The organism is Marinomonas sp. PE14-40 (assembly GCF_051623805.1).
Taxonomy (GTDB): Bacteria; Pseudomonadota; Gammaproteobacteria; order Pseudomonadales; family Marinomonadaceae; genus Marinomonas.
Genome location: NZ_CP130700.1, coordinates 103234 through 118635 on the forward strand (window position 1 = coordinate 103234; position 15402 = coordinate 118635).

20 protein-coding genes are annotated in these 15402 nt (G+C 39.5%); 7 read left to right on the forward strand and 13 right to left on the reverse strand.

Going from position 1 to position 15402, the window contains the following annotated elements:
* Window positions 1-14: 14 nt before the first annotated feature.
* The 5 genes from Q0A08_RS00515 to Q0A08_RS00535 all read left to right on the forward strand — a co-directional run bounded on the left by Q0A08_RS00515 (window position 15) and on the right by Q0A08_RS00535 (window position 5032).
* Window positions 15-2687, forward strand: coding sequence for a hypothetical protein (locus Q0A08_RS00515; RefSeq protein ID WP_438464194.1), 2673 nt, complete (start codon window positions 15-17; stop codon window positions 2685-2687).
* 27 nt (window positions 2688-2714) lie between these two features.
* Window positions 2715-3314 (forward strand): phage tail protein, encoded by a 600-nt coding sequence (locus Q0A08_RS00520; protein WP_438464195.1) that lies wholly within the window; start codon window positions 2715-2717, stop codon window positions 3312-3314.
* A gap of 101 nt (window positions 3315-3415) precedes the next feature.
* Window positions 3416-3907 (forward strand): acyltransferase, encoded by a 492-nt coding sequence (locus Q0A08_RS00525; RefSeq protein WP_438464197.1) that lies wholly within the window; start codon window positions 3416-3418, stop codon window positions 3905-3907.
* Window positions 3908-4135: 228 nt separating this feature from the next.
* Window positions 4136-4738, forward strand: a complete 603-nt coding sequence (locus Q0A08_RS00530) for a hypothetical protein (RefSeq protein WP_438464199.1) — start codon at window positions 4136-4138, stop codon at window positions 4736-4738.
* A 24-nt stretch (window positions 4739-4762) separates the two neighbouring features.
* Complete coding sequence (locus tag Q0A08_RS00535) at window positions 4763-5032, forward strand: hypothetical protein (RefSeq protein ID WP_438464201.1); 270 nt, start codon at window positions 4763-4765, stop codon at window positions 5030-5032.
* A 75-nt stretch (window positions 5033-5107) separates the two neighbouring features.
* Here Q0A08_RS00535 and Q0A08_RS00540 read toward each other — a convergent pair whose 3' ends face one another.
* The 10 genes from Q0A08_RS00540 to Q0A08_RS00585 all read right to left on the reverse strand — a co-directional run bounded on the left by Q0A08_RS00540 (window position 5108) and on the right by Q0A08_RS00585 (window position 9903).
* Window positions 5108-5443: a hypothetical protein gene (locus Q0A08_RS00540; protein WP_438464203.1), complete on the reverse strand. Its 336-nt coding sequence runs from the start codon at window positions 5441-5443 to the stop codon at window positions 5108-5110.
* A gap of 108 nt (window positions 5444-5551) precedes the next feature.
* Window positions 5552-6097, reverse strand: a complete 546-nt coding sequence (locus Q0A08_RS00545) for a RebB family R body protein (RefSeq protein ID WP_438464205.1) — start codon at window positions 6095-6097, stop codon at window positions 5552-5554.
* A gap of 45 nt (window positions 6098-6142) precedes the next feature.
* Window positions 6143-6409, reverse strand: coding sequence for a hypothetical protein (locus Q0A08_RS00550; RefSeq protein WP_438464206.1), 267 nt, complete (start codon window positions 6407-6409; stop codon window positions 6143-6145).
* A 169-nt stretch (window positions 6410-6578) separates the two neighbouring features.
* On the reverse strand, window positions 6579-6860 hold the full coding sequence (locus tag Q0A08_RS00555; RefSeq protein WP_046019026.1) for a RebB family R body protein: 282 nt from the start codon (window positions 6858-6860) through the stop codon (window positions 6579-6581).
* A gap of 68 nt (window positions 6861-6928) precedes the next feature.
* Complete coding sequence (locus Q0A08_RS00560; protein WP_046019027.1) at window positions 6929-7195, reverse strand: RebB family R body protein; 267 nt, start codon at window positions 7193-7195, stop codon at window positions 6929-6931.
* Between the two features lie 29 nt (window positions 7196-7224).
* Entirely contained in the window at window positions 7225-7491 is a 267-nt protein-coding gene (locus tag Q0A08_RS00565; RefSeq protein ID WP_046019028.1) for a RebB family R body protein, read from the reverse strand.
* Window positions 7492-7533: 42 nt separating this feature from the next.
* The gene (locus Q0A08_RS00570) at window positions 7534-7800 is read right to left on the reverse strand and encodes a RebB family R body protein (RefSeq protein WP_009833203.1); all 267 of its coding nucleotides are present in this window, start codon (window positions 7798-7800) and stop codon (window positions 7534-7536) included.
* A 54-nt stretch (window positions 7801-7854) separates the two neighbouring features.
* A complete protein-coding gene (locus Q0A08_RS00575) occupies window positions 7855-8121 on the reverse strand; it encodes a RebB family R body protein (protein WP_438464209.1) in 267 nt (88 codons plus the stop codon).
* Between the two features lie 30 nt (window positions 8122-8151).
* Window positions 8152-8403 carry a RebB family R body protein gene (locus Q0A08_RS00580; protein ID WP_438464211.1) on the reverse strand — a complete coding sequence of 84 codons (252 nt, stop codon included), beginning with the start codon at window positions 8401-8403 and terminating at the stop codon, window positions 8152-8154.
* 78 nt (window positions 8404-8481) lie between these two features.
* The gene (locus tag Q0A08_RS00585; protein WP_438464213.1) at window positions 8482-9903 is read right to left on the reverse strand and encodes a sigma 54-interacting transcriptional regulator; all 1422 of its coding nucleotides are present in this window, start codon (window positions 9901-9903) and stop codon (window positions 8482-8484) included.
* A gap of 423 nt (window positions 9904-10326) precedes the next feature.
* On the opposite strand from Q0A08_RS00585, the gene Q0A08_RS00590 reads away from it, so the two are divergent.
* Complete coding sequence (locus tag Q0A08_RS00590) at window positions 10327-10572, forward strand: VF530 family DNA-binding protein (protein WP_438464215.1); 246 nt, start codon at window positions 10327-10329, stop codon at window positions 10570-10572.
* Between the two features lie 34 nt (window positions 10573-10606).
* Here Q0A08_RS00590 and Q0A08_RS00595 read toward each other — a convergent pair whose 3' ends face one another.
* From Q0A08_RS00595 to Q0A08_RS00605, 3 genes are all read right to left on the reverse strand, one after another.
* A complete protein-coding gene (locus Q0A08_RS00595) occupies window positions 10607-11650 on the reverse strand; it encodes a lipid A deacylase LpxR family protein (RefSeq protein ID WP_438464217.1) in 1044 nt (347 codons plus the stop codon).
* 147 nt (window positions 11651-11797) lie between these two features.
* Window positions 11798-13450, reverse strand: coding sequence for an NAD(P)/FAD-dependent oxidoreductase (locus Q0A08_RS00600; protein WP_438464219.1), 1653 nt, complete (start codon window positions 13448-13450; stop codon window positions 11798-11800).
* Window positions 13451-13611: 161 nt separating this feature from the next.
* On the reverse strand, window positions 13612-14121 hold the full coding sequence (locus tag Q0A08_RS00605; protein ID WP_438464221.1) for a MarR family winged helix-turn-helix transcriptional regulator: 510 nt from the start codon (window positions 14119-14121) through the stop codon (window positions 13612-13614).
* 192 nt (window positions 14122-14313) lie between these two features.
* Here Q0A08_RS00605 and Q0A08_RS00610 point away from each other — a divergent pair, with 192 nt between their 5' ends.
* Window positions 14314-15279, forward strand: a complete 966-nt coding sequence (locus tag Q0A08_RS00610; RefSeq protein ID WP_438464223.1) for an EamA family transporter — start codon at window positions 14314-14316, stop codon at window positions 15277-15279.
* Window positions 15280-15402: the final 123 nt, after the last annotated feature.

Genomic DNA, 15402 nt, shown 5'->3' on the forward strand with positions numbered 1-15402 from the left:
AAAAGGTCCATCGTATGTCTAGTGCATCTTCAATTAACAATATGCAGGTCAGCTCATCCTCAATTGATTTGAGTGTGAAAGAAAGATCAAATTATTATCAACTGCTTTTTCCCTATTTAGAGCTAGAGAATGGCCCTAAAATTACTCAACTAGAACTTGATAATAGTTTTTTTACTTGCCCTGATAGCCTTAAAGAAAATGCCACTTTTCAACAATGGGAAAAAGCAAAAGCCGCTGGGGATAGGGAACAAGTTCAATCCTCTGCTGTGAGTTACATTAATAGCGCAGAATTTATACGCTATCCTCAGCAAGTATCGCTTCCTTTAGTCTCGCTGCTGGATGAAGACTTTTCTCGATTACAAAGTAAGGAGGATCTAATCAGTCTGATCGATCGACACTTTTCCTCTTCAGATAGCTTATCAGAATTTCTTACCTCTCCTGCTTTTGAAGAGAGTCTTATCCATATTTGGTTAAGTTGTTTTTCCCTCATTATTATTCTCGACTATGAAATAAACTGGCTAGATCAGCTAATTCGTATTTTAAAAAGACTCAATTTTATTAATAAAGCCCTAGGCTTGATTAAAAATAATCAGATTTGGTCTGAATTTAATATTGAGCTTTGGTTGAATGCCGATCTTTTACTGCCCCTTAGTGTTTTTCCATTACCTTATTCTGGTATATCAGGTGAGGAGGATCATAAAACAGATTCAGAAAATGCAGCATCTGTACCTCAGACATCATCCTGTTTGTCTGCAAAGGGTGTAAGGCCTTATGCTATAGGGACGTTACACAGAATAGAATATAAGTTGATTGGTTATGAGCTTGGAGAGCTGCAAAAAGTAGAGTCTGTTTTATCCGGTGAAACGAGAGAGAGCCAACAGGATTTCACTATCAAATCTAATGCTAAGCAGAATAGCTTAGAAGACGAAAAACGAATTGATAAAAGTCTAGCGTCTCATAAAGAGCAGGATCTATTAGCTCATGTTCAGCATACGCTTGCAGACAAACAAGTCACTAATACACTAGATAAGTATGCGACTCAGTATCTCGCCACCTCAGCCAATGCCAGTACATCCGGGAGTTGGACCATAGATGAAAAGCCAATGGGAGGTGATAACCAAGCGTCGGCAGATTTTATTAAAGATGTGTTGGCTAAAACTGAACATAGGGTGTCGCGTCATGTTAGCCAAGTAAAACAGGTACAGCTTAGTTATGAGCAGGCAAACAAGGAAAGCCAACGCTTTCATAATGATAAAGACAGATCGCTTAATGGGTTCTATTACTGGCTAAATAAACGTTATCGAGTGCAGGCTCTAGAATCCCAAAAACGTTTGATGATAGAGGTAAGTTTAGATCTTAGTGATGATGAACTTCAGCGGGAATTAAAAAAATTACTCTTTTTAGATCAGCTTAAGCCACTAAGCTTAAATGAGTATGGGGTTAATCAATATTCCGACATTTTAATTGAGCTTCCTGATATTTCGCGTGTTTCTGAACACCCTCAAGAAGACGCTTATAATGAGCCTCTTAATCTTGATAGCTCTTCTGGTAGCAAAGATGAGAGAGAGGCAGATTTATCCTCAGCTTATTATTTAAACCTTTATCAGGCTTATAACCTAGATAAGGTTGAACCTGCCCCAAGGTTAAATCGCTCTATTAATAAGACTATTCGCTCTCAGCTAGCCTCTTCTTCACAAGTGTTCCCTATCGCCAAGGGATATAGTGCTCAGAAACTGACCGTTAGTGCGCTGGTTGCAGACTCTGTGGTAGGGCTGACTATCTTACTATTGGGTAAAGTGTACCCAATGCACTTATCAAACGGACAGGCTAGTCAAACCATTGTATTAGAAGAAGAGGTTGAAGATGCGATTGAAATTTCATTTTTAGCAAACCTTGAAACAGCAGTTTGTCCAAATACAGGTGTAAAGCAAAACTGTAGTGGAAAACAAACAGCGAGCATTAGTGCTCATACTCAAGTCATTAGCATGAACCTAGATCTGGCTTTAACACAAAAGATGTTAAGCCAATGGCAACTAGGGGTTTACGAAGCTTGTCAGCAAGCTTATCGATTGCAATGCGCTGCTTATAAATCGTCTTTAGAGGCATTAAAAGATAGACTTAAAGAAGAAGATAATAAAGTCACACTCAGTTTGATTAATCGTGAACTGATTAAGATGAGTGTTAAGACCTTGTTTGATCATAGTATGACTTTTGTAGAAGGGGTGGCGGGTGAGCCTAAAGATTTGTTCGCTTATCAACAGTACTTTGATTACACCTTGGAGTGGAATCAGCTTTATTGCAAGTTGATAAACCGTCTTGCATGTGGCCTTAGTGATGTACAAGAAATTCAAACGTTACCCGTCTTGGCTGAGTTAGATTCTGAGCTCTATTTGTATCGTTTTATCAAAGCACAAGAAGCCAAACTTCTTATCCCTGTTAGGCCAGGTTATGAAAAGCGGTTTATGTACTTTTATGAAACTGGGCGAATTTGGCATGGCCAAGAGAGCTTAGTGCCAATTAATCAGGGGGCTTTAGCTTTGATTAATGATTATAAGGGACTGCGTAATCATTCAGAGGGAGAAAAACGAGTGAAAGATTGGCAGGTATGCTTGCCTACTGTGATGTCTGTGATAGATGAAAATACTAGCTTAGACAATATTGCGAGCCATTTAGATCACAACCGATAAGCAATGATGCTAAAGGAGTCATTGAGCATGAAGAAGAAACGAGAATATTTAAAACAACCCCCCAAGGCTCAAAGCCCTGAATTGCCTAATTTAATGCCTTCGGCTCTTATGGGAGATGCGATGCCGGTCGGTTCTGTGATTGCTTTTGCAGGGGAGATACGTACTTCGGGGGATAGGCCTCATGAGACAAATTTACCTATGTTTAACTGGCTTAAGTGCGATGGATCTAGCTTAGAGATCAATCAGTATCCCGAGCTTTTCAGTGCTTTGGGCTATCGTTATGGCGGAAGTGGGCAAAAATTTAATTTACCAGATCTAAGGGGAGAGTTTTTAAGAGGCGTGGACGAGCGGGAGCGTCGCAAAGGGAGTTTAGATAACAGAGCAGGGGCGAGAAATGGTGAGAAAAATGGCGTAGGGTCAACTCAAGGTTTTGCCCTTGAAACGCATGTCCATAGTTATCAAAAGCCGAAAGAAGTTGTCCCTGTGATTGCTGAACCTGGTATCTCAACGACGCAAATGCCTTTGATGCCAGCAGATACCTTAGAACCTAAAAACTGCTCAGTCAGTCAGAATGAAACTCGCCCAGTAAATACGTTTGTCTATTGGTTAATCAAAACCAAACTCTAGCAAGCTATTTAAGAATCCCATAAGAATGTGCAGTTACTCTCTTACTTCAACGACGTTAACGGCAATTGATTTGCCAATCTAGTAAATAAGAGAGGCTTCTAATGCAAAACACACAATCTATTCGTTTGGTGAAAGCCCATCAGCATTCATCTCGAGTTATTCACTGTAATGCTTTTGATGAGGTATTACGCGAAGTGCCTGTCTCGGTCGCATTTTATTATAAAAAGAGCTTGAATGCAGGAGAGCTTAAGCTCGCATTAGAGGCAGTTCTTGAGTCGTTTGATCTCTTTGCTGGTAGGCTAAGTTATCTTGATGGTGACTTTTGTATTGATTGTCGCAACCAAGGAGTTAGTTTTTCTACCCAAGACCATGACTTTACAATGACTCAGCTGTTAAGAGATCAATTTGCAACTAAAAATAATGAGATATTATTCGATCTAATAAACCCTAAGACAGTGATTAAAAAACAAGAAGCCGTGTTAACCATTAAGGTGAATTATTTTGAAGATGGTGGTATGTGCCTAGGGAGCCTGCGATTAAGTCACCTCTTCTCAGTCTTTTCAGAAAAAGTATCACACAAGGCGTTACTTTGAAGTAATGTAAGTACCTTTCGAGAAGTGACAACACAGGGTGTTACTTTTTCTGAAAGACCCGAAGGGCGTGGTCTAAAAGCCCTATCTTTATGTTGAGAACCTTATCAATAGAATAACTATTAAGTTGCGCTCCTCGCCATAAATCTATGGGCTTTTATCCACACGCTGAGGCGGGAGGGCTTATTCGCAGGTTCCCTAGCTTTAATTTGGTATCATGCGATTGGCGATATGCAGACTTTTATGCGTGCTTGGTCGGATCAATTTTCTGGACGTAACTTTGTAACGCCTCTAGTCGTGCCAGATAGGCATCAGCACCTTGTTAAGCACCTACCTAGAAATAACAACCAATATGAAGCAGCTGTGCGTAAAATTGGGGTCGTAGAAGCCGTAAAACTAATTTACTACATGCAATGTAAGAGCAAGGCACAAAGATGGGTTCAGTTTTATTTTAGTGAGGATGAGCTCAATACTATGTACGAAAGCTATCGACTAAAATCAGACAGTTTTTTATCGGTTAATGATGTGTTGTCTGCCCATATTTTATCTGTATTTACTGATACGCTTCAGCATAAAGGCCAGATCAATCCAAGAGAAATGGATATGGCGATTAACTTTCGAAACCGAGCAGGATTAAATGAAAACTTAATGGGAAATATGGTATCTACGGTCAAGATGAGCCATAAACCTGGCGATTCAGCAGTACTGTTAGCTCAACGTATCCGTCATAAGGTGGATCACTTTGAAAGCGAGTATTTAGATTATCACGCTAGTCTAGATTATATTGAAAAGCATGGAGGAAGAGAGAAAATAGCTCAGTTTATTCCTGACTGACTTAATCCATATGGTAACTCTTTATTGCTAACAAGTTGGGCTAATTTTGGAGTATATGATATAGATTTTGGTATTGAGAAACCATTCTACTTTGCCACCATGGGACCGGCTCTGTTTCCTTGGATCACTAGCATTGTGGAAGGGCCAAATAATAAAGGTTTGAGTTATGTCGCCTTGATTCCTCAGAGCATTTCAGATGATATGATAAAACGTAATTTACTAGGTAAAATTAATCAGTTTAGAGATCCAAACGAAGTCATTCCCGAGCTTGTACAATCTCTTGTTATTTGCTGATGTACATAGAAGATATTGCCCCTTGTATAGCATGAAATATTCGTATCAGGCTTGACGCATATACAAGGGGCCATATTATTTCTTTTGTGTGTTTTTTAGCTGCTGGCCTAGGTTTTTCATTAGGGCCTGAATGTCTTGACGTGATTCTTTCACCTGATCTAATTGCTCGTTAATATGCTGGTTAATTTCTTGGTATAGGCTACTTAAATCGGCATTAATGTTCTCAACCATAGCACTAAGATCAGCAGCTAATTCAGGCATGTCTGAGGTCTCTGAATTTTGATCGGTGTCAGGTGTTTGTTCTGCATAGCGCCCTGTGTCTTGATCTGTGCTTATATTGGCATAACGATCGTTTTCATCTTTAGATATGTCTGATTGTGCCTGGGCTTGGTTGGTGTTTGATTCAGTCATTGTTATCTCCTAGATAGTATCTGATTAAGCTTTAATGTGATTATTAAATGTCTGTTTAGACTCGTCTCTTATCGCCTGTCGCCTGTCGTTTTACTTTTTCGATGAAACTTATGAGACGCTTGATTGAATGGGTAAATACAAGCCTGCTGTGATCAAAGCAGCAGTCAAAATGCCTAAAGTGATCAATAGGGCTCTTTTTTTGAACTTGGATGATCCCGTTAATTCTTTGTTTATTTCAGCTGACGTTTGCTCATCTTGTGACGCTGATGCCTTGTTTGTTTCTGGTGTGATTTGGCTGGTGGGCTTACTCGGATTAGGGCTGAAATGGTTTGTGTTATCGACCGCCGTTAATGTGTCATGCACCTGTTTCAGCGCTGCTGGATTTGGTTTTATTGGTGTGGTTTCTTTAGGCTCGGGAATAGGCGCAGTAACTGGTGAGCTGGCTCTGGCCTGCAATATTCTTGCGCAGGCGTTGGTTATTGATGTAGAAGACGCCATTTGAGCATTTTGCTGAGAGGTGATGGCATTTTGCATTCCTCTAGAAAGGGTGTCTGCAAAGATAGTATCAACCATAGCTAATGAGTATTCTTCACTGTCTGGTTTGACATTGTTGATCGGCTTGGCCTGATCTTGAGTATTATTTAACGAATCCATGATGAAGTCCTGTAATCTAAACAATTTGCCCGTATGTGATGTCAGTTATTTGCTATCTGTGACACTGGTATAAAGATCGATAAAATTGCTCTTAGAATCTTTTGCTTGTGAGTTGAGTTTATCCAGTGCTTCTAAATATTTAGGGTCGCCAGATTCAATAAAGTTAGCTAATGCAACTCCTGCAGCCGTGGATAACAAGGTGTTCATATCTCGCATAGTATTTGCCGCATCCTGAACTGCGAGAGCACCTGATTGAGCCAATGATTTGCCTGCAATAGAGTGCGTTTTATCTTGATTTGCTTTATTAGACATGAGGTTTTCCTTGTCCTTAAGATTAAGAAATAATGATTTTTAATTAGGTTTACGCTTAGCTCTTTTCACTCATTCAGAGTGAGAAAGTGTAAAAAAAACCAGATAAAGACATGCTCGGTTAGCCTTTATTGCTTAACCCAGCATGTCTTATTGCACAGCGAGTGACAGCCTAGCGACGCGGTGCTGCACCTTTATCTATGATTTGGCCAGATACTGTGCCTGTTACTGCATTACCTGTATTCATCAAAGCGTTAATGCCTTGAACGGTAGCAGCTTGCCACATGACATTTGCTTGTTGTTGACCTGTTGTCAGGTTTTGCGCACCAGCGGCTAAGGCTTGGCTAGTGGCTAGCATTAAGTTACCCATGGCAGTTGCTGGCGTATCACCTAGCACCTTGGTATTCACTTGAGTAACAGAATCTGTAATGGCTTCATTTACATAATTTGGCATGGTTTTATCCTTAAAAATTTATTTGAAATTAAGCGAATACCCAAATGTGGGTATTCGCGTGATCGAGCTTAACCTCGGTCAATAATGTTGCCTGTCACTGTGCCTGTTACAGCATTGCCAGTGTTCATCAGGGCATTGATGCCTTGAACTGTCGCTGCTTGATACATAACATTGGCTTGTTGCTGACCTGATACTAGGTTCTGAGCACCCGCAGCTAATGCTTGGCTAGTTGGCATCATCAGGTTACCCATTGCTGTTGCTGGGGTATCACCTAATACTTTTGTATTTACCTGAGTGACTGAATCAGTAATTGATCCATCTACTGAATTTGGCATGGAATGCTCCTTAATTTAAAAATGGCGAATTAACCGCGATCAATAATTTGACCAGATACAGTGCCTGTTACAGCATTACCTGTATTCATTAGAGCGTTGATGCCCTGTACCGTCGCTGCTTGCCACATCACGTTAGCCTGTTGTTGACCTGTTGTTAGGTTCTGCGCAGAAACACCCAGTGCCTGGCTTGTTGCTAGCATTAGGTTACCCATAGCAGTCGCTGGCGTATCACCTAGCACTTTAGTGTTAACCTGAGTGACAGAATCTGTGATGGCTTCATTTACATATCTTGGCATAACATATTTCCTTATTTATCAGTGGTTTAAGACTGGTTAGGATTAACCTTTGTCAATGATATTGCCAGTAACAGCACCTGTTACTGCATTACCTGTATTCATCAAGGCATTGATACCTTGCACTGTCGCAGCTTGGTACATTACATTTGCTTGCTGCTGTCCTGCTGTTAGGTTTTGTGCTGATGCAGCCAAGGCTTGGCTTGTCGGCATCATCAAGTTACCCATAGCGGTTGCTGGTGTATCACCCAATACCTTGGTATTTACTTGAGTGACTGAGTCTGTGATTGCTCCATTTACTGTATCTGGCATAGTAATTTCCTTTTTTAAATGATGTGTCTAAACGAAATGAATAGACGGTTTTGCTTACCCACGACCAATTATTTGGCCGGATACTGCGCCGGTAACAGCGTTACCAGTATTCATTAGGGCATTGATGCCCTGAACTGTTGCTGCTTGCCACATGACATTTGCTTGCTGCTGCCCAGTTGTTAGGTTCATGGCAGCAACGGCAAGTGATTGGCTAGTGGAAAGCATCAAGTTCCCCATAGCTGTTGCGGGGGCCATACCCAGGTTATTGGTATTTACCTGAGTAACTGAGTCTGTAATGCTTTCATTTACTTGGTTTGGCATTTGTCTTCTCCTTGCAATGATGGTTTTTTACTAATCAGTTAGGTTTTCTACAACGGCACCATTAACGGCAGTACTGGTTGTGTACATACCTGTACGGCCTTGGGTTCCAGATGCTTGTCTTGTGATATTGCCCTGCTGTTGATTAGCAACAGCATTGTGGGCAGCAATAGCAAGCGACTGGCTTGTTGCTGTGATTAAGTTTGCAGCAGCATTTGATGAGGTCAGCCCTATGGTAAGTAGGGTGGTTTGTGCAACTGCATCTTCAATGGCATCTTGGCTCATGGTGACGTCCTTTAATTTGATAACACTATGGTATTTTTAATATCTAAATGAGACTTGGCTAAACTAACTAAATAGTCGTTATAAACTCTCTTTTAATTTATTTTTATATTCCCTAGGTGTCATCTTCGTATATTTTTTAAATATCTTTTCGAAATGACTTAAATCTCCAAAGCCAACTTCTAAAGAGCTCGTTGTGATTTTCTTATGTGGATATTCTGCAAAGGATTTTTTGATTTTTTCTATGCGAAGCTCAGCTAAAATTTGTTTGAAAGTCTTTCCTAAATTTGATCGGAATAAAAAAGATAGATGAGATGGACTAACGTAAGAAAATTCAGAAAGATTTTGTAATGTGATTTCTTTATGGTAGTTTTCAGATAAATACATTAAGGATTTTGAAAGCCCATGATGCAAATTTTGAATTTGACTGAAATCTGAATTAAATAAATTTTCAATTAAAATTTTATGATTTATTGTTTCAATATCTTCGCTAAATATTTCGGGTGCTAATTTTTTAATATCTTCTGGTCTTATCTGGCTGCCTTTACTGAGTACGATTAAACGAATTCCCACTCTTTCGAGCTCAGAATAATTTTCTGGCCAATGGTGATTTTTCAGAATTGAAATGGCTTGTTCGGTAAAAAGTTTATTGCCGTCACTGTTTTCAGCAAGCAAAAAATTTAGGATGTAGGGGATGTCATTACGTCTGTCCTTCAAAGATGGCATCTTGATTTTTAAATAGTTAAATTCTCTGAGCAAGCTTTCTAAAAAGCGGTTGTTCTTTACTTCGTTAGCCAGGTTTTGACTACTTGAAATAATATAGCGAATATCTGTTTTATTGAGATTTTTTGATAAATTATTTATGTGGCTTTTTACACTAAGTAACTGAATTAACTGACCTTGTTGAGCTAATGGTAACCTCTCTATCTCACTGATGAAGAGGGTGCCTCCATTGAGTTTAGATAATAGGTTGAGCAACTGACTCTCAAAGTTTTCTGGATTAAGAGAGCTACAGTTGAGTTCATAAAAACTGTTTCCACGTCTTTCACTGCTGTAGTGAATAGCGCTTGCTACAGCTTGTTTTTCACAACCTGAGTAGCCTTCAACAATGACTGGATGTTTGGATTTAGAAGCCAGTTTGATAAAGTTTTCTATATCTAAAATATGATCACTAGAACCAATTAATGCCTGCCCTTTACCTAGATGAAAGCGAGAAATTTGGTTAGTGATATGTCGACTAACCAATAAATCAACTTTTTCAAAAACTTCATTGAGTAGTGAATTTTCAAGATAGGTTTCATGAAAGTCAATATAACCAATAGGTTTCTTGTTATAATAAAAAGAATGTTTGTTTTGAACATCGCCATTAATATTGAAAGAGGTTTGACCAAAATGTACGGTTGCTTTTTTTAATGCTGACTCACCAAGTTTTTTATAAATTATTGACTCTAATATTTGTTTTTCATGTTTTCCTATTAACTCTTGGATATTTAATCGGTCCATCTCATACTCCATTTGATATCAGTTCCGGATATCAATAAAAAATTAATCAATGTTTAAATGATTCGCTAAAATCTATCCGGTGTGAATTTTTAATACAGCGTATAAATATGCGCTGTTGTTAAATTGGCGAAATCAGTGGAAAACTGGTTTAAATCGATTTTTATTTTATTTGGTTTATATTTTTTATTATTAGATCATATAAAACTGAGCCTGACTCACATTATCCTATGGAGAAAAAAATAAAGTTATTTTCTTTAAAATTTGGAAAGTTAAAGTAAAACTCTGAATTTATGTGACTTAGCTTGCGGGAGATCATTAAATGAATAGGTCTATGCCACTCCCTTGCAGCTTCCTTAAAAAGGTAAGCATAAAGAAAGTAAATATCAGGTTTAATAGATAGGGAATTCAGTAGGGAAAGTGCGTATGATTGACTTTTTTTATACGAGTTTGAACATGCAGCAGAATAACCCCCTTCATGGTATTAAATTAGAGCAAATGATTATCGCGTTAGAGGAGAATCTAGGCTGGCGTGAAATGGGGATTCGTATTCCCATTAATTGTTTTAGAGTGGATCCTAGTGTGAAATCAAGTTTGAAGTTTTTAAGGCGAACACCTTGGGCAAGAGAAAAAGTAGAAACACTTTATCTTGAAATTATAGTGGGTGAATAATGCTAGTTTTGCCATTTAGAATGGCTAAGTGGTGTTACCAAAGGGCTGAAATACTTAGGGCACCATAACTGGAATCTTCAGCTTGAGTTCTAAAGGTTTTACTAGATTCTTGATATGACAGCATGATACTCCAAGACTGAAACCCGATAGTGAGGCCCAATACGCTGAATAGTCTGTCATTGATAATGTCGACTGAGTGACTATCGGTAAAGGTATTACCGTCTAGTGTAATATCGTTATAAACGTAGGACTTTGCGCGACTTGCAAATATTTGCCAGTGGGCGGATCTGCCAGCGAGATAGTTTGGGCTACGCACAGGAAATGATGAAAAGTTAGGGTATGTTTGGTCTAGGCTATGACCGATACGCACTGAAATTCCAGCCTCTGCCCCGCTACTTAAATTACCTGCGCCAATAGAAGCAAAGGTAAGGAAGTCCATACCAAAGCTTGGGTTAAGCTCAAGTTCAAATGCCCGAAATAAAACTTCTCTTTCTACTCTAAATACGGGCTCATTACGTAGTTGGTTATCCCAACCTTGCGGCTCATCTGACCCTGTTGCACCATGAATGCCTGCTTGAACGTCTTCGGCAAAAGTTGCTGGCCCGACTAGTCCAAGGCTAAAGGCCCAACGATCAGAAACCGTATCGTCAAAGGATATGAGGGTTGCATCCCAAATGAGAAGGCCTGCATAGGGTCTATCATCTGTGATTAAATTTTCTTGGGTAATATCTTCTGGGGTAAACATAACTTGACCAATGCGATAGGAAGTGCCACGACGTTTACCAGATTGTGTTGCAAAATCGCTGCCTTCTATAAGCCAGAATATTGGTGCTGGAGTATCTTCTCGTTTGAATCGACTGCCTAAGGGCGCGGCGTAATTAATGCCTATGCCATTGGTATATTGACCGTCACTATTGGAAAACATGTCATTTTCCCAAGTTAAGGTGACCATACTATCTGCCGCTATGGCGATATGAGTAAAGCTACTCATCAATAAGGCTAAACAGTATTTCTTTAGTGGGAGTATGACCTTTAGGTCTTTAACTTGCTTGTGTAAGTGAGTTAAAAAATCTTGCATAAATTATACTTAGCAGGCTCTTTCTGAATCGATTTAAAATTTAGAATATCAGTATCTTGGCTATCCTGTCTAAACTTATATCAGAAACTGTTAATTTAGCCTAGGGCATAGGGGCAGTCATTTTTAACTCCCCCAATCTAAGTCAAATTAAGCTTGTTTATCTAATTCAAGCAAGTTTTTAGCAACCGCTTCGGCAACCTTAATACCATCAATAGCAGCGGAAAGAATGCCACCAGCATAGCCTGCGCCTTCGCCTGCAGGATAAAGTCCTAAGGTATTCATGCTTTGGTAGCTAGCATCACGACGAATACAAACAGGAGAAGAAGTACGAGTCTCTACCCCTGTTAGAATCGCATCTGACATAGAAAAGCCTTTAATTTTACGCTCAAATGCAGGAATCGCTTCTCTGATTGCTGCAACGGCAAAATCAGGTAAGGCTTTACTTAAATCACCTAGCTTAATGCCGGGTTTGTATGATGGTGTGACACTTCTTATCTCAGTTGAAGGGATGTCTTTTAAGAAGTCACCGACAAGTTGTGCTGGAGCGTGGTAGTTCTCTCCACCTAATGTGTAGGCTAGAGATTCTAATTCTCTTTGTAGGTCGATACCGGCTAGAACACTTTCTGGGTAATCTTTTTCTGGGTCTATTCCTACAACAATCGCCGAGTTGGCATTGCGTTCATTACGTGAGTATTGAGACATGCCGTTTGTGACGACGCGTTTTTCTTCTGAGGTTGCCGCGACAACTGTGCCACCTGGGCACATACAAAAGCTATAAACACTTCGGCCATTTTTACAGTGATGGACAAGCTTATAATCTGCTGCTCCAAGAATAGGGTGGCCTGCATTATCACCAAATCTTGCATCATCAATCACAGATTGAGGGTGCTCGATACGGTAGCCAATAGAGAAAGGTTTGGCTTCCATATAGATGCCTTCTTTCTCTAGCATACTAAAGGTGTCTCTCGCACTGTGACCTATGGCTAAAATAATATGGTGAGAAGTTAAGGTCTCACCAGAAGCTAATGTGATACCGGTAATTCTACCTTGCTTATCATCATTAGTTTGTTCGCGGATAAGTGACTCTACTTTTTCACCGAAACGAATTTCACCGCCTAACTCTATAATTTCAGCACGCATTTTCTCCACCATGGTAACTAGCTTAAATGTACCTATATGGGGTTTGCTGACATACATGATTTCTTCTGGTGCGCCGGCTTTTACGAACTCAGTAAGTACTTTACGGCTCAAGAAACGCTTATCTTTTACCTGGCTGTAGAGTTTGCCATCAGAGAAAGTGCCTGCGCCGCCTTCGCCAAATTGAACGTTGGACTCGGTGTTTAATTTCTCTTTACGCCACAGACCCCAGGTATCTTTTGTTCTTTGTCTAACATCTTGCCCACGTTCAATGACAATAGGTTTAAGCCCCATTTGAGCAAGTAATAATGCAGACAGCATACCGCAAGGGCCAAATCCAATGATAATGGGTCTATGTTGAGAGTCATTAGGGAAACTAGCCTCGGCTTGACCAACAAAATGATAGTCAGTATTGGGTGTTTCTTTTACTGAATTAGAGTCACTGAATTGAGCTAGCACATTTGACTCAAGCTTTTCATCCAGGCTCACATCAAGTTGGTAAACAAGCTGAATGTCCTTCTTTTTACGAGCATCATAACCTCGTTTGAAAATGCTAAAGCTATCTAATTGCGACTCTTCAATAGACAAAAGAGTGGTAATAGCTTTCGATAAATCTTCTTGAGTGTGGTTTAGGGGCAGCTTAAGTTCAGTAATTCGTAACATAGGGGATTAACGTATCTTATGTAATAGCTTGTTTGATTAATTTAAGAACTAATCAAACAAGGGATCAATGGAAATTATGGGCGAGTTTAACATGGGGGAAAGCTGACTCATATTAAAAAACTGCATACTTAATCGCAGTTTCTTTAATTAAGATGCCTTGGTTATTTCTCGAAAATAGCCAGTAACTCAGTAAGCTTGTTGTCTAATTCTTTTTTCTGAGTATCACTCATACCTGACAGCATGTTTTCCATATTATCAACATGGGCAGTGGCCGTTTTATTGATAATATCAAAACCTGTTTGACTCAATTTGACCAGTTGGCTACGAGCATCGTCCGGATTTGGCAACCTTTCAATTAAGCCTCTTGCTTCTAATCGCTTCATTCTGTGAGTCATGGTACCTGAGGTAATCATCATAATAGAGAATAATTCAGTTGGCGCTAGCGTATATGGTGCGCCTGAACGTCTTAGAGTCGCTAAAACATCAAACTCCCAATAATTTAAATCAAACTTAGCAAAGGTGTTATCAAGCCTATCTGTCATGAAGGTGGAGCAACGCTTTAAGCGGCCGAAAATTCCCATGGCTTCTAAGTTTAGGTCGGGTCTTTCTGCTCGCCATTGACGTTTAATTGCATCTACCGCATCCCCATTTTTTGTGTCATTTTCGTTCATTGTTGCGCCTTTCCTTAATCTAAGTGAAGAGTGATAAGGCTAAAAAATCGACCAATTTAGCAATATTCATTAATGACTAATTTCTCTGAAATTTACCTTGAAGTCAAGATAAAACCCTGCCAATCTAAAAAGTATCTTAAGTTCAAGATACTTTTGAACGTTTAAATAAATTTCTAGACGAGGATTATACCAATGAAGGATCAAGCCTTTGGCAACATAGCGTTGACCGCATTAGCCCCTATTATGTGGGGGACAACCTATTTAGTCGCGAGTGAGCTTTTACCACAAGATAGGCCTTTTAGCGCGGCGTTAATTAGAGCATTACCCGCTGGTATTATTCTTATTTTATGGAGTTATTTCTTTCTCCCACGTGTGAAATTAAATCTAAAGCAATGGCTACAATTATCCCTTTTATCTGGCCTTAATATTGGTATTTTTCAAGCTTTATTGTTTGTCGCTGCCTATCGGTTACCGGGAGGAATTGCGGCAGTAGTAGGTGCGATTCAACCGCTTTTAATGATGCTAATAGTCTGGTTTTTTGAACATAAAAAACCTCAACTTAAAGTTGTTCTGATGGCTGCTTTTTCTGTATTAGGAATGAGTTTTCTTTTTGTTTCACCTCAAACCCAATGGGACAGCATAGGTCTAATGGCGGCTTTTGCTGGTACTGTTTGCTTAGGTTTTGGTACTTATCTAGCGAGACGTTGGAATAACGGCATGTCAGTAATAAGTTTTACTGGCTGGCAACTAGGACTAGGGGGCATAATTTTATTGCCTTTAGCATTTGTTTTTGAAGGGGCATTACCCACTTTAACTTTGAATAATTATTTGGGATATGGCTATTTGTCTATTTTTGGAGCCTTGCTGGCTTACAGCCTTTGGTTTAGAGGGATAGCTAAACTTTCTTCTGTTTCTGTTTCGTCTTTAAGTTTGCTTAGCCCTGTTACGGCAATCATGGTGGGGTGGGCTGTATTAGAACAAGCTCTTACATTACGAGAAAGTATTGCCATTCTTATTGTATTAGGCTCGGTATTGATGCTTCAACGTTGGTTGAATCCTGCATTATCGAAGCAAACAGAGTCAGTAAAGATAAATACCTCTGACAATACTAAAGAACCTTTCATAAGTGTGTCAGATGCAAAAAAATGCGTATCTTAAAGCTAAAGCAACCGCTTAAACCGAGTATCAGCCTAAGCTATTTGGTTAAAGGGAAAACGAGCTTACTTGTGATGTTTTTTCGTTGGAATACGTAAAAGAGAGCTGGCCTTAAAAGTTAGGTAA